Annotated in this window: 10 protein-coding genes; 5 read left to right on the top strand and 5 right to left on the bottom strand. The window is 71.9% G+C overall.

Going from position 1 to position 14437, the window contains the following annotated elements; genetic code table 11:
- Nucleotides 1-598: 598 nt before the first annotated feature.
- Nucleotides 599-976, bottom strand: a complete 378-nt coding sequence (locus HLK59_RS41810; protein ID WP_171146892.1) for a toxin Doc — start codon at nucleotides 974-976, stop codon at nucleotides 599-601.
- Nucleotides 977-979: 3 nt separating this feature from the next.
- Entirely contained in the window at nucleotides 980-1225 is a 246-nt protein-coding gene (locus HLK59_RS41805) for a hypothetical protein (protein ID WP_171146891.1), read from the bottom strand.
- Nucleotides 1226-1381: 156 nt separating this feature from the next.
- Here HLK59_RS41805 and HLK59_RS41800 point away from each other — a divergent pair, with 156 nt between their 5' ends.
- On the top strand, nucleotides 1382-1879 hold the full coding sequence (locus tag HLK59_RS41800) for a methylated-DNA--[protein]-cysteine S-methyltransferase (RefSeq protein ID WP_171146890.1): 498 nt from the start codon (nucleotides 1382-1384) through the stop codon (nucleotides 1877-1879).
- Nucleotides 1880-1941: 62 nt separating this feature from the next.
- On the opposite strand, the gene HLK59_RS41795 is transcribed toward HLK59_RS41800, so the two are convergent.
- Entirely contained in the window at nucleotides 1942-4185 is a 2244-nt protein-coding gene (locus HLK59_RS41795; protein ID WP_171146889.1) for a glycoside hydrolase family 9 protein, read from the bottom strand.
- 160 nt (nucleotides 4186-4345) lie between these two features.
- Nucleotides 4346-7444: a glycoside hydrolase family 2 TIM barrel-domain containing protein gene (locus HLK59_RS41790; RefSeq protein ID WP_171146888.1), complete on the bottom strand. Its 3099-nt coding sequence runs from the start codon at nucleotides 7442-7444 to the stop codon at nucleotides 4346-4348.
- A 261-nt stretch (nucleotides 7445-7705) separates the two neighbouring features.
- On the opposite strand from HLK59_RS41790, the gene HLK59_RS41785 reads away from it, so the two are divergent.
- The 4 genes from HLK59_RS41785 to HLK59_RS41770 all read left to right on the top strand — a co-directional run bounded on the left by HLK59_RS41785 (nucleotide 7706) and on the right by HLK59_RS41770 (nucleotide 13473).
- Complete coding sequence (locus HLK59_RS41785; RefSeq protein ID WP_171146887.1) at nucleotides 7706-10084, top strand: SpoIIE family protein phosphatase; 2379 nt, start codon at nucleotides 7706-7708, stop codon at nucleotides 10082-10084.
- Between the two features lie 57 nt (nucleotides 10085-10141).
- Nucleotides 10142-11419: a serine/threonine-protein kinase gene (locus tag HLK59_RS41780; protein WP_171146886.1), complete on the top strand. Its 1278-nt coding sequence runs from the start codon at nucleotides 10142-10144 to the stop codon at nucleotides 11417-11419.
- 80 nt (nucleotides 11420-11499) lie between these two features.
- Complete coding sequence (locus tag HLK59_RS41775) at nucleotides 11500-12141, top strand: DUF4232 domain-containing protein (protein ID WP_240982949.1); 642 nt, start codon at nucleotides 11500-11502, stop codon at nucleotides 12139-12141.
- 75 nt (nucleotides 12142-12216) lie between these two features.
- Nucleotides 12217-13473: an arsenic transporter gene (locus HLK59_RS41770; RefSeq protein WP_171146893.1), complete on the top strand. Its 1257-nt coding sequence runs from the start codon at nucleotides 12217-12219 to the stop codon at nucleotides 13471-13473.
- Nucleotides 13474-13482: 9 nt separating this feature from the next.
- Here the strand turns inward: HLK59_RS41770 and HLK59_RS41765 are convergent.
- On the bottom strand, nucleotides 13483-14437 hold a 955-nt coding region (locus HLK59_RS41765; protein WP_171146885.1), incomplete at its 5' end, for an RICIN domain-containing protein.

Here is a 14437-nt window from a genome sequence, read left to right as displayed (position 1 = left end):
CCCCCCACCCCCCTCGCCCTCCATACCCGCCGCCCGGCGGCGGGTATGCAGGGCGAGGGGCGTGGGGGGTGGGCACTGAGCGGATTCCTTCCCACGCGCAGGTGACTCTGAGAAGTTCTGCTCGCCGAAAAAGTCGGGGATTGGTATATACCTTTTTGGCGAGGCGCGAGGGGTACGAATTCACCGACGACCCGTCCGCCCGGGTTCCCCACCGGACGAAAGAAGACCCGGCCATTACCCCCCGCACGGGTGGTTCACCCTTGCACAACACGGTCATGACCAACAAGGCACTTGAGCAACATCCGTATCGTTGAAAGAAAGTCAGAAACGGTCGCCGAGCAGGTCGCGCGCGGTGGTTCACGGCACGACAAGCGCCCCGTGTGAAACACGCGCACGCGCCGGAGCGACGCGCACGCTCCCGGCGCGCACCACCGCGTAGTCCACTGGTATCGGCCCCTCGAAGGCCACGCGCGGGACGGCGGCTCTCCTGCGCGAAACGGCCGCCGACCCCGATCCTCCCGCCCTCGGTCGGCGGCCCCGAGGGTGGGACGGGGTCGGCCCCGGCCGGGGGCGGGGGTGTCCGGCCGACGGTCAGGCCCTATATCTGCCAGGCACGCAGCCGGTCGGCCGCGCCGTACACATCGGTCTTGCCGGAGATCAGGTCACGGGCGAGGTCGACGAGTGCGCCGTAGGGCGGGTCGATGCCGACGCCGCTGACGAACATGTAGGCCACGGCTGTCGCGCAGGCGAAGCGGGCGTTGGCCGACGGCAGGGGTTTGAGCAGGGCGAGGGTGTGCAGCAGGGCGGCGGCCCGCCAGGCCGGGTCGGAGTCCACGCCGAGGCGGGGCGGGTCGACACGGTGGCGGGCGACGGCTGCCACCAGGGCGGAGAAGTCGTTGACCGTGGGCTGGTCGGGCAGGACCTCTTCGTGACGCTGGAGCAGCCAGGGCACGTCGATGTGGACCACGGGAGCCATCGGTCAGACGACCCGTCCCTCGTCCTTGACGGCCGGCTCGTCGTCGGGGAACGCGGCGGCGAACTCGTCGGCGTGGGACGCGAAGAACCGCCGGAAGGCCTCCGCGCCCTCCTGGAGCGCGCGATGCCGCGCGATGTCGGCCGCGGCCGCCTCCCGCACGAGGGCCTTCATCGACGTACCGCGCTCCTTGGCGATCTGCCGCAGGTCCTCTAGCTCACGGTCACTGAACTCCACGTTGAGAGCTGGCATGCCCTTCACGGTACCGCTGGGGTACTTACCCGTAAATACTCCCTGTTCAAAGCACGTGCACAGGGGTACCGCGAGACTTGAGCACGCTGTCCGATTCCCGCCGGAACCATCCCCGGCCGCGCGGCAGACTCGTAGCGGAAGGAAGGGAACGGACCCATGACGACGTACACGACGATGCGCAGCCCGCTCGGTGAACTGCTCCTGGTCGGCGGGGAATCGGGACTCGCCTCGCTGTCGCTGCCGGGGCAGCGGGGTGCGCCGGCCGTCCGCCCGGGGTGGCGGCGCGACGACGCGGTCCTCGCCGAGGCCACGCAACAGCTGTCCGCCTACTTCGCGGGCCGGCTCACCCGGTTCGACCTGCGGCTCGCCGCTGAGGGCACGGACTTCCGGCAGCGGGTGTGGCGGGCGCTCGACGACGTCCCGTACGGCACCACGACCACGTACGGCGCGCTCGCCCGGCAGCTCGGTGTGGCGCCGGCCGACACCCCGGCGGTGGGCGCCGCACTAGGCGCCAACCCTCTGCTGATCGTGCGACCCTGCCACCGGGTGATCGGTGCCGACGGCTCGATGCGCGGCTACGCGGGCGGTGTGGAGCGCAAGGTGCGGCTGCTCACGCTGGAGGGTGCGCTCCAGCCGATGCTCGGCGCGACCTGACGACGAGGGGCTCCACGGCCTCGTGGGAGTGCCATGGAGCCCCCGGTCCATCGGTGTCCGCGCTACCTCTGGTCCGCCACGAAGGACGCCATCCGGGTCAGTGCGGAGTTCCAGTTGATGGTGTGCTCGTTGGTCGACCAGGACTGGATGTCGTCGATGTAGCAGAACTGGCCGACGCAGCCCTGGAGTTTGCTCTGTGCGTAAGGGTCCTGGATGCTTGAGTTCGGTCCGCCGGCCAGGGTTCCCCGGGGCGGGTTCGGCTGGCTCGGGTCGAGCTGGTGGGCATACCAACGGGCGTGCTGGTTGTGGGAGTTCACCTCGCCGTAGCCCGTCACGTACGACATGTTCAGCGCGTTGCGGCCGAAGATGTAGTCCATGGACTGCACGGCGCCGTCACGGTACTCGGAGCCGCCGGTGATGTCGTACGCGGTGGCGATGACGATGCCGTTGTGCAGGATCTGGTGGTTGGAACCCCAGTCGTAGAGGTTGTCCGTGGGGGCGTACGGCATGCCGTACGGCTGTGACCTGAGCGTCGTGAGGTAGCCGTCCGCGCCCTTGACCACCGACTGGCGCACCTTGTCCCGGCCGGGCAGCTTGTTCGGCACGGTGGCCAGGTCCAGGCGGGCGGCCGCGGCGGTGCGGGCCCAGTCGTAGCCGAGGGGGCCGAAGATGTCGGCGGTGTGGACCGGCGAGGCCAGCACGTGGTCGGCGAACGTCTTCTCCCCCGTGGTGAGATACAGCTCGGCCGCCGCCCAGTAGAACTCGTCGGTCACGTCGCTGTCGGGATAGGCACCGCCGCCGGTGCCGTCATTCGGGTCGGCGTAGATGTCCGGGTGCGCGAGGGCCGCGGTCCAGGCCTTGCGGGCGGCGGCGAGCGTCCTGGCGGCGAACGCCTTGTCGTAGGGCCGGTAGAGGCGGGCCGCCTGTGCGGCCGTCGCCGCCAGGTTCAGGGTCGCCGCGGTGTTCGCCGGGTGCAGTTCGCGCTTCTGCGGGTCGTCGCTCGGCATCAGCGGCAGCCCCGTCCACGCCTCGTCGTGGACCTTGTGATGCGCCATCCCGGCCAGCGGCTGACCGGCGGGCACCTGCATCTTCAGCAGGAACTCCAGCTCCCAGCGGGTCTCGTCGAGGATGTCCGGCACCTTGTTGCCGCTCTCGGGGATGTCGAGGGTGCCGTCGCCGAGCTTCGCGGGCTGTCCGGTGCGGGCGTGCAGGGAGCGTTCGTAGGTGCTCAGCAGCTCCCAGGTGGAGATGCCGCCGTTGACGACGTACTTGCCGTGGTCGCCGGCGTCGTACCAGCCGCCGGTGACATCGAGGGTGTAGTCGCAGACGCCCGGCTGGCAGGGCACGCTGCCGTCGCCCTGGTTGGGCGCGACGTCGACGTGGCCGGCCGCGCGTGCGTAGCCCGGGCGCAGGTCGTCACGGATCGCGATGCCGCTGCGCTGGGTGTAGTAGTACTTCGCGGCGTCGGTGCGGAGCTGTTCGTAGGCGCTCGTGCCGATGTCGAAGGGGCGGCTGGTCTCGCCGTCGGCGACCAGGGTGAAGTCCTTGCCCTGCTTCCTGTAGGAACCGAAGTCGATGGAGTGGACGTTCTGCGCGGAGGACGCGTCGACACCGCGCGGTGCGGTCGAGCCCCGCGCGACGACGGTGCCCGCCGCGTTCTTCAGCTGCCAGGGCAGCTTCGCGGTCGCGTCGGTGACCAGCGTGGCGTTCTTCGGCCCCGAGGGCAGATAGGCGACCTGGTTGACGCGCACCCGGGGCCCGGTGTCCGGCTCGTACACCTCGGGCGGCACGCCGCCCAGCAGCGAGGCGTCGTCCACGCAGAACCGCCAGGGGTCCGCGCTGCCGCCGAGCTGGAACCCGACCTGGGCCTGGGTCGCGTCGACAGGCGAGGTGAAGGTGTAGGCGTAGGAGTCGCCGGACACGCTGAGCTGCGGGCTGACCTCGAAGTAGGTGTCGTACGGGGCGACCTGGAGGCCCACGATCGCGCGGACGACGTGCCCCGCGGGTGAACCGTCGGCGGTGAAGGAGAACTTGTACGACTCCCCCTTCACGAGGGTGATGTCGTTCTGGCCGACGGCGGCGTCCCAGCGGTTGGCGGTGCCGCCCGGCACGTCCGCGCACAGCTGTCCGTCGGACAGGCCCGCGGTGACGTTGCTGGACGCCCACCACGGCTCGGTGGTGGTGTCGAAGGTGCCGTTCTTGAGCTGCTCGACCTCCTCGGCGGCGGCCGGGGACACCGGGGAGGCGACAAGTGCCGCTCCCAGCAGGGCGGTCAGGGACAACAGGGCGGTTCTGCGTCTTTTCACGTCCGGGCTCCTCGGTGAGCTGCGGGCGGCGCTCATCATGGGAGCGCTCCCAGTAGACGGTCGACGGCCATGCTTGTTGCAGGCATGACATGGAGTCAACGGTCCGGACAGGAACGGTTCCCTGACGCTCCGCTTCCTGTCCGGACCACGAGCGGGCGACTCAGGTGGCGGGTATCTCCAGCTTGCTGATGCGCATCGCTCCGCGGGCCTCCCCCGGGTGGGCGCTGGTCAGGATCAGCCTAAGACGGGAACCCCGGATCGCCGCGAAGGTGATCAGCGTGGGTGCGTCCGAGGCCGTGGCCCACTCGACGGCCGCCCCCTCGGTCCTCACGTACCGCTCGCCGTCCCACACCTCGGCCTGGACCGCCGCGGGCAGGCTGTGGGTGGAGCTCAGGGTGAAGGAGACCTCCACGCGGTCGAAGGTCCGGCCGCGGCCGAAGTCCACGCTGACCCAGTCCTGCGCCCGGGCCCCGTCGAAGAGGGGCAGAAGGGCTGTGGCGGCCTTGCTGAAGGCGTTGGACCAGCCGGTGGCCGCGTCGCCGTCGAGCATGGCGGCGGGGAGGGAGTCGGGGCGGCCGGAGTAACTGGCGTCCGCGTAGGGGTGGTTCGGCGGCGAAGGGTGGTCGGGGGCGAACTCGGCCGCCGGGGTGGTCGCGGCCGACCGGGCGGGCTTGGTGCGCAGGCTCGCGGTGCCCGCCCTGAGGCCCTCCGCGCGGGCGATCACCTTCAGCGCACCCGGCTCCGTGCCCGACCCCACGATCGCGAGCGCCTTGCCGCAGAAGGCGGTCCGGGTGCCGGCCTGATAGCGCTCGGCGCTCTCCTCGCGCCCGTTGTCGAGTCCGGCGAGCGAGCCGCCCTCGACCTCGAAGGCGATCAGGTGCTCCGCGTCGGGCACGACCACCCCGCGGGCATCGACGATCTCCGCCGTCACGAAGACCAGCGAACGCCCGTCCGCCGCGAGCGACTTGCGGTCCGCGCTCAGCCGTACGGCACGCGCCGGGCCCGCCGTGCGCAGCACGTCGGTGGCGACGGCCTTGCCGCCGCGGCGGGCCACCGCCTTCAGCTCTCCCGGCCGGTAGGGCACTTTCCACGTCAGATGGAGCTTGCCCGCGCTGCCGTTGGGGCTCGTGTAACTGCCGGGGTAGGGGCCGTCGGTGAAGGTCTTGTCGTCGCCGGTGGCCTCGGTGGTCTCCAGGTAGGGCCGGCCGTCGACGGTCTCCTTGGTGTCGAAGGTCCGGGTGCCGAGGGACTTCCCGTTGAGGAACAGCTCGACGGTGGCGACGTTGGAGTACGCCCACACCTCGACCGTGTCCCCCTCCGTGTGGTTCCAGGTCATCGGCAGCAGATGGACCATCGGCTCGCTGGTCCACTGGCTCCGGAAGAGGTAGTACATGTCCTTCGGGAAGCCGGCCGTGTCGACCGCGCCGAAGAAGGAGGCCTTGACCGGGAAGACGTCGTACGGCGTCGGCTCGCCGATGTAGTCGATGCCCGACCACAGGAACTGGCCCGTGAACCACCGGCGGTCCCGGTCCTTCTTGTGCCCGTACTCGCCGCTCATGGTCCAGGAGGCGAGGTTGTTGTCGTAGGAGGAGACCGCGCGTCTGCCAGGGGTGTGGTTCTCGCCGGTGTTGAGGTGCTCGGGTTCCTGGTAGGTGCCGCGGGTCGAGGTCTCCGAGGAGGACTCGGACTCGAAGAGGAACAGGTGGGGGTAGCGGGCGTGCAGGGCGTCCACCGACTTGGCGGTGTTGTAGTTGAGGCCGAGACCGTCGAGCTTGGCGAGGATCAGGTCGGCCGGGGTGCCGGGGGTGGGGACGCTGCGGTGCCGGTGGGAGCCGATGACGACCGGGCGTGTGGCGTCGAGCGCCTTGATGCCGGCGATGAGCCGGTCGGCGATGGCGAGTCCGGTGGTGGAGGTGAACTCGGAGATCTCGTTGCCGATCGACCACATGATCACGGCGGGTGAGTTGCGGGCGGCGAGCACCATCTCGGCGATGTCGCGGTCGGACCACTCGTCGAAGAACCGGCCGTAGTCGTAGCGGGTCTTGGGGCTGCGCCAGCAGTCGAACGCCTCCACCATCATCACGATCCCGAGCTCCTCGCAGACCCGGATCATCTCCGGTGAGGGCGGGTTGTGGGAGGTGCGGAAGGCGTTGACGCCCATCGACTTCATGATGATCATCTGGCGGCGGATCGCGTCGGTGCTGACGGCGGCGCCGAGCGCGCCGAGGTCGTGGTGGAGGTCGACGCCCTTGAACTTGGCGTGGGTCCCGTTGAGTTGGAAGCCCTCGTCGGGGTCGATGGCGAAGGTGCGGACGCCGAAGGGGGTGCGGTGGGTGTCGACGGTCCTGCCGGCCACGCGGAGTTCGGTCAGCAGGGTGTAGCGGTGGGGGTCGCCGAAGTCCCACAACCTCGGCTCGGAGATCGTGAGTTCATGGGTCTCGGTCACCTCGTCGGTGATGTCGGCCGTGGTCGCCGCCCGGGTCACCGTCCGGCCGCGCGCGTCCTTGACCGTCGAGCGGATCTCGACCCGGCTCGCGGTGCCGGACCCGTTCACGACGGAGGTCGCCACGCGGACCAGTGCCTGTTCCCCGGTGACCTCCGGTGTGGTGACGTGGGTGCCCCAGCGCTTCACGTGCACGGGCTCGGTGACGACGAGGCGGGCCTCGCGGTAGATGCCGCTGCCCGAGTACCAGCGGCTGCTGGGCAGCCGGTTCTGCACCTTGACCGCGATCACGTTCTCGGTGGTGCCGTCGGTGTGCAGCAGGTCGGTGACGTCGAGGGCGAAGCCGGTGTAGCCGTAGGGGTGGCGGCCGGCCTCGGTGCCGTTGCAGTACACGTACGCGTCCATGTAGACGCCGTCGAACTCCACCGAGATCCGCTTGCCGGCGTACGCGGGCGGCAGGGTGAAGGCGAGGCGGTACCAGCCGAGGCCGCCCGGGAAGAAGCCGGTGCCGCTGGTGGTGCCGTTCTGCGTGGTGGGGGCGAGCTCGATGCTCCAGTCGTGCGGCACGGCGACCTGGCGCCACGCCGAGTCGTCGTAGGCGGGGTCGGCGGCACCGGCGTAGGCGCCGGTCGGGTCGGTGATCCCGCCCGGGTTGACCAGCGCGAACCGCCAGCCGTCGCGCAGGGCGACCGTGCTGCGGCCCGAGGCGCCCCCGGCGGCGGCCTCGGCGGCCAGTGCCGCCGAAGGACCGAGGAACGCTCCGGCCGCGGGCGCGCCGGCGGAGGCGATCAGGACAGATCTGCGAGTGACCGTCATGGTGTGCGGCTCTCCCTCATCAGGGCCCAGAAGTACTCACAACTGATCGTGAACACACAGATTCTGACGTCATGCCACACAGGACCGTCAAGGGCCCGATCACACACGGCCGCCCCGCACGTCACAACGGCCGAATGTCCCCCCTTGCCCCGTGTCCCCGGGTGCGCGGGGGGTTCCCGTCCGCGTACGAGCGTGACGGACTAGGCTGGAACTCAAGTGGCGTGCCTGTTCACTGTGAGTGTCCGCGATGGAGTGGCGACGATGAGCCCGGACTACCCGTTCGACGATGCCGCGACGGCACGGGCTGTCATCGACGACCTCGGCACGGTACGGGAATGGAACGCCGGAGCCGAGCGCCTGCTGGGCCTCCCCGCGCCTGATGTCGTGGGCCGTCCCGCCGCGAATCTGCTGGTCAGCGATGGCGCGGACCCGGTGTTCGCGCCCGGGGGCCCGCGCTGGGACGGCACCGTCACGCTCCGCCACCGCGACGGCGGCACCGTGTCCGTGTGGCTGCTCGCCCACCACAGACGCTCGCGCGACGACGGCCCGGGTCACTGGCTCGTCGTCACTCCCCTGGATGTCACCGGCTCCCCGGACGGCCCCCTCGCCACGGCGGCGCTCGTCCAGTCGCCCTGCGCCGTCGCGGTCTACGACGAACGGCTGCGGCTGAGCCGGGTCAACGACGCCATGGCCGAGGTGATCGGACTGCCCGAGGAGCGCATCCGGGGTCTGCGGCTGTCGGAGATCGGCGGCAAACCGGAGAGCGCGGAGCTGGAGCGCCACCTGCTGCGGGTCCTCGTCTCGGGCCGCGCCGAGGACGTCCAGACGTACATGCGGACCGGCGGGGAGCGGGTCGCGCACGCCTGGCTGGCCCGGATGGCCCCGGTCACGGACGCCGAGGGGCGGGTGCGGGGGGTGTGCCTGGCGGCGCACGACTTCACCGAGAACTACCTCGCCCGAGAGCGGCTCCAGCTGGTCAACGAGGCGAGCGTGCGCATCGGCTCCACCCTCGACGTCACCCGGACGGCGCAGGAGCTCGCCGACGTCTGTGTGCCCGCGCTCGCCGACTTCGTCAGCGTCGACCTGCTGGACCCGCAGGAGGGCGGCGATCCGCCGCCGGTGCTCAGCGCACCGGTCGGGCTGCGCCGCGCCGCGCACCAGTCGGTCAACCCCGGCACCCCCGAGGCCGTCGTCAAGCCCGGCCAGCTGGAGCCGTACCCGGCCACCTCACCGCAGGCCGACTCGCTGGTGGCGGGCAACACGATCGTCGCCACCGTGGCCTCCGGCGTCCTCGACCAGTGGCTGTCCTGGGACCCGGCGCGCGGCGAGCGGGTCCGGGAGTACGGCATCCACTCGACGATGTCCGTGCCGATCCAGGCCCGCGGTCTGACCCTCGGGGTCGCGGTGCTGACGCGGTTCCGGCGGCCGGACCCGTTCACCTCGGACGATGTGCTGCTGGCCGAGGAGGTGACGGCCCGCGCGGCCGTCTGCATCGACAACGCCCGCCGCTTCTCCCGCGAGCGGGAGACCGCCCTCGCCCTCCAGCGCAGCCTGCTGCCCCGCAAGCTGCCGCGCACCGCCGCCGTGGACGCCGCCTCGCGCTATCTGCCGGCGGCGCGGGCCGGGGTGGGCGGCGACTGGTTCGACGTGATCCCGCTGTCCGGGATGCGGGTGGCGATGGTCGTCGGTGACGTCGTCGGCCACGGCATCCAGGCCTCGGCCACGATGGGCCGGCTGCGCACCGCCGTCCGCACGCTGGCCGACATCGACCTCGCCCCCGACGAGCTGCTCACCCACCTCGACGACCTGGTGGTCCGGCTGTCCGCGGAGGCCGGCGGCGAGGGCAGCCCCGGCGAGGTCGGCGCCACCTGTCTGTACGCGGTGTACGACCCGGTGTCGCGGCGCTGCACACTGGCCCGCGCCGGACATCCCGCGCCCGTGATGATCACACCGGGCGGTGCGCCCGAACTGGTCCGCCTGCCCTCCGGCCCGCCACTGGGCGTGGGCGGGCTGCCCTTCGAGTCCGCCGAGTTGGAGCTGCGGGAGGGCACGGTGCTGTCGTTCTTCACCGACGGCCTGATCGAGTCCCGTGAGCGGGACATCGACGCCGGTCACGCGCTGCTGCGCGAGGCGCTGTCGGTGTCCTCGGTGTCGCTGGAGGAGACCTGCGACCGGGTCCTGCACACCCTGCTCCCGCCGGGCGGCTCCGCCGACGACGTGGCGCTGCTCCTGGCCCGCACCCGAGGACTGCCCGCCGCCCAGGTCGCCACCTGGCACATCCCCGCCGACCCGGCGCTCGTCGGCCCGATCCGCAAGCAGGTCGTCGACCAGTTGGGTACCTGGGAGCTCCTGGAGGCCTCGTTCACCGCGGAGCTGGTGGTGAGCGAGCTCGTCACCAACGCCATCCGGTACGGCGCGCACCCCATCCGGCTGCGGCTCATCCACGACGAGTCCACGCTGATCTGCGAGGTGTCGGACACCAACCACACGGCCCCGCATCTGCGACGCGCCAAGACCTGGGACGAGGGCGGCCGCGGACTGCTCCTGGTCGCCCAGCTCACCCAGCGCTGGGGCAGCCGGCACACCACCGACGGCAAGACGATCTGGGCCGAGATCGCCCTGATCGAGGAGGACGACTGACGGGCGCCCTCGCGGCGCTCAGGGGATCGTGGATCGCGGGGCGGGCATGATGGTCGTATGCACTCCGTCGAGCGCATCGGCCGCTACCGGATCGAACGCCCCCTGGGCACGGGCACGTTCGGGACGGTGTGGCTCGCGCACGACGACACACTGGACGCGCCGGTCGCCGTGAAGGTCCTCGCCGAGAACTGGTCGCACCGGCCGGACATCCGCGAACGCTTCCTGTCCCAGGCCAGGTTGCTGCGCGGGGCGGGTTCGCGACATGTGGTGCAGGTCTACGACATCGGCGAACTGCCCGACGGCAGACCGTACTTCGTGATGGAGTACGCCGACGGCGGCACCCTCGCCGACCTGCTCGACGACGGCCCGCTCCCCGTCCCCCGGGCGTTGCGGCTCACCGCGCTGGCGGCCCGGGCCGCGGCCGCGCTGCACGAGGCGGGGATCGCGCACGGGGACGTCAGGCCGTCCAGCCTGCTGCTGCGCACCGGCGCGGACGGCGCCTGGGAGGTCCTGCTCGCCGACCTGGGGCAGGCGGAGCCCGGTGCGGGCATCGATGTGCGGGCCGATGTGTACAGCCTGGGCGCGGTCGGCTATCACCTGGTCACGGGCACCGCGCCGGGCGCGCCGGGGAAGGTCGTACGGCCGGACCGGCTGCGTCCGGGCCTGGATCCCGGTGTCCGGCGGGCCCTGATGCGGGCGCTGCGGCCGGACGGGGACCGCCGCCCCGACGCACGGGCCTTCGCCGAGGAACTGGAGCGGCTGGCGACCGGCCCGAGGCCCCGGCGGCGGCATCATCGGTGGCTCGGTCTGGCGGTCGGGGTGGGCCTGGCCGGCGTGGCCTTCACGCTGACGGACCGGGAGTCGGCGCCGACCGAGCTGCGGATCGAGGACGCCACCGGCCGGGTCGAGGCCGTGGTGCCCGCCACCTGGGCCGGTCAGGTGCACGGCTCGGGGTGGGATCCGCGCGTGCTGGGTCTGCCCGCCGGTCATCAGCCGGGGTTCGCCGTCGCGGACGACCTGGCACGGTGGCAGGACCTCGGCGCCGACGTCGACGGAATCTTCGTCGGCCTGGCCGGGCAGGGCGATGTGACGGCCCTGGTGAACGCCCTCGCCCATCCGGGCTGTCACTACGACGGGGCCCGCGACCACACCCTCTCCGTGTGGCACGGCAGGGTCCGTACGTGGAGCGACTGCCCGGGCGGCGGTTCCGTCGTCGAGGCCGGGCTGACTCCCCCCGACGGCGGCGGGCAGCCGCAGCTGTACGTGCAGATCCGGCAGCAGGGCGAGCCGTCGGGCATCCGGCGGGTCCTCGGCTCGGTCCGGGTACGGGGCTGAACGCGCGAACTTTCCCGGCCGCGCCCGCATCGGACCTTCATGACGGGGCACACCGCACCGTACGAGGAGTGTGGAGAGTCATGGTGAAGACGTACCGGCCGGCGCTGTTCATGGGTGCGGCCGCGCTGCTGGGCCTGCTGACCGCCTGCGGTGACGGCGGCGACTCCGCGGCCGCACCGCAAACCCTGCCCGGCACGGCCGCCCCGGCCACCGGTGACGGGACGACGGCCGTGTCCTCGGCGGAGCCGACCGCCACAGGCCCGGCGCCGTCCCCCGCCACCAGCACGACCGGCACGTCCGACAGCGCCCGATGCCACACCTCCGAGCTGGAGGCCACGCTCGGCCGCAACGACCCGGGGGCGGGTCAGGAGAACTTCCCCGTGATCCTGACGAACACCTCCTCCCGTACCTGCACCGTCCACGGCTATCCGGGCGCCGCGTTCGTCGACGCCTCCGGCAGGCAGCTGGGGCCGGACCCGAAACGCTCCCCCGGCACGCCGGCCACCGTGATGCTGGCGCCGGGGCAGAACGCGTGGTCGGGGATCACGTTCTCCAACCCGGAGATCAGCGGAGCCCGCACCGCGATCCCGGACGCGCTGCTGGTGACTCCGCCGGACGAGCGGGACCCGCTGCAGGTGGCGTGGTCGGCCGGTGCGGTGCCGGTCTCCGGCAACGAGTCCACGGTGTTCGTCGCGGTCTTCGACGAGGGGCCCGGCGCCTGACCCGGTGGACGGGACTCTTACCTTGGCCTGTTTTCATGGAAAGGCCGCGCACGACCACATCCCGAAGGACGACTCCTGAACACCCCGCTCGCCGAGACCCTGTCCATAACCCTGCTCGCCGCCGTGCTCGCCTGGGCCGTCGTCCGCCCGAAAGGCCTGCCGGAGGCGGTGCTCGCGGTCCCGGCGGCGGGCCTGGTGATCGCGACCGGGGCGATCTCCCCGGGCCATGCGTGGGCGGAGGTCGAACGGCTCGGACCGGTGGTCGGCTTCCTGGCCGCGGTGCTGGTCCTCGCCCACTTCTGCGATGTCGAGGGACTCTTCAGGGCCTGCGGGGCGTGGATGGCCCGCAGTTCCGCGGGAAGCCCCGGCCGGTTGCTGACCGCGGTGTTCGCGCTGGCGTCGGCGATCACGGCCGTGCTCAGCCTGGACGCCACGGTGGTGCTGCTCACCCCGGTCGTGCTGGCCACCGCGGCCCGCAGCGGTGTCCGGGCCCGACCGCACCTCTATGCCTGCGCACACCTGTCGAACACGGCGTCGCTGCTGCTGCCGGTGTCCAACCTGACCAACCTGCTGGCGTTCGAGGCGAGCGGGCTCAGCTTCACCCGGTTCGCGGCCCTGATGGCGCTGCCCTGGCTGGTCGCGATCGGCGCCGAGTATCTGGTGTTCCGGCGCTTCTTCGAGAGCGACCTCAAAGCCCCCGCGGCCCGGTCCGACACCGCTGAGACGCCCGATCTGCCGGTGTTCGCGCTCGTCACCGTGGGCTGCACGCTGGCGGGGTTCGTCGTGGCGTCCGCGGTCGGCGTCGAGCCGGCGTGGGTGGCTCTCGTGGGGGCGCTGGTACTGGCGGGGCGTGCGCTCGTACGCCGCCAGGCCACCCCGCTCACGGTGGTGCGGTCCGCCGCTCCGGGGTTCCTGGCGTTCGTGCTGGCGCTCGGTGTCGTCGTGCGCGCGGTCGTCGACAACGGGCTCGCCGACGCGCTGCGGCACGTCCTGCCCGAGGGCTCGGGACTGGTGGCACTGCTCGGGATCGCCGCGCTGGCCGCCGTCCTGGCGAACCTGATCAACAACCTGCCCGCGGTGCTGGTCCTGCTGCCGCTGACCGCCACGGCCGGTCCCGGGGCGGTGCTCGCGGTGCTGATCGGGGTGAACATCGGCCCGAACCTGACGTACGCCGGATCGCTCGCCACCCTGCTGTGGCGGCGGATCGTGCAGCGGCACGGGCACGGGGTCGGGCTCGGGGAGTTCACCCGGCTCGGGCTGCTCGCCGTACCGGCCGCGCTGGTGCCGGCCACGCTGGCGCTGTGGGTGTCGCTCCAGGCCGTCGGGGTGTGAGCCGGGCGGTCAGCGCCGTCCGCCGTATCCCCCGTAGCCGTATCCGTAGCCGCCGCCGTATCCGTTGCCGTACTGGCCGTCCCAGGAGCAGTAGTACCCGTAGCAGGGCATGCCGCTGGGGTACGAGCTCGCCGTCGGGCTCGGCGAGGTGGTCGACGGGCTCGGGGACGGCGTCGGTGAGGCCTTCTTCGTAGGCGTCGGCGTGGGCGTGGGGGTCTCGACGGGCGCCTTCTTCGTGGTGCCGGCCTGCGCGTCCCAGTTGACCACCTCCATCTGGGGGTCGGCCCTGGAGGTGTCGAACACCCAGCGCTGGACGGTGATGTCGTCGCGGGTCTTGAGGACCAGGGCGCCGGTGCCGTCGGTGGCGGCGGGTGTCAGGGCCAGGTCCTGGTCCCAGCGCGGCACCAGGTTGCCCTGGAGCGTGAAGTCGTAGCGGATGCTCTTGGTCTCGGCCTTGCCGGTGCCGGTGCACGGGGCCAGCCGCACGGAGTAGCCGAGGTGGGAGTCCAGGCACAGGTCCGGGTCCGCGGCGCTGCGCAGTGTTCCGTCCGTCTCGTACGTCCATTGCTGGTCGGTCTTCGAGGAGCACTTGGCGAGCTCGGTCTCCGCGTCCTTGACGGCCTTCTTGCCGACGACGCCGATACAGAGTCCGGAGTCGACGTTGTGCAGCCGGCCGCGCAGTGTGCCCTCCACGTCCTTGCCGGAGCCGATCCACGAGGAGTCGGAGGAGGACTTGCCCGCTCCGCTGCCCGGTGTCTCGGAGGCCTGGGTGCCGCCGGCCGAGGCGGTGTCGTCCCCGCCACCGAGGGCCGACCACAGGACCAGCGGCAGGACGACGAGCCCGCTGACGGTGAGGACCGCGGCGGCGAGGTTGCGGCGCCGGGCGGCGGCGCGGCGGGCGGCCTTGCGTGCGGTGCGCGAGGGGCAGGCTCTGCGGGCCGCGCGCGGGGCGGCGGGTGTGGCG

This window comes from Streptomyces sp. S3(2020) (genome assembly GCF_013044505.1).
Classification (GTDB): Bacteria; Actinomycetota; Actinomycetes; order Streptomycetales; family Streptomycetaceae; genus Streptomyces.
Note: the sequence above shows the minus strand (reverse complement) of the source record. Positions and strands in the feature narration are given on the sequence as shown.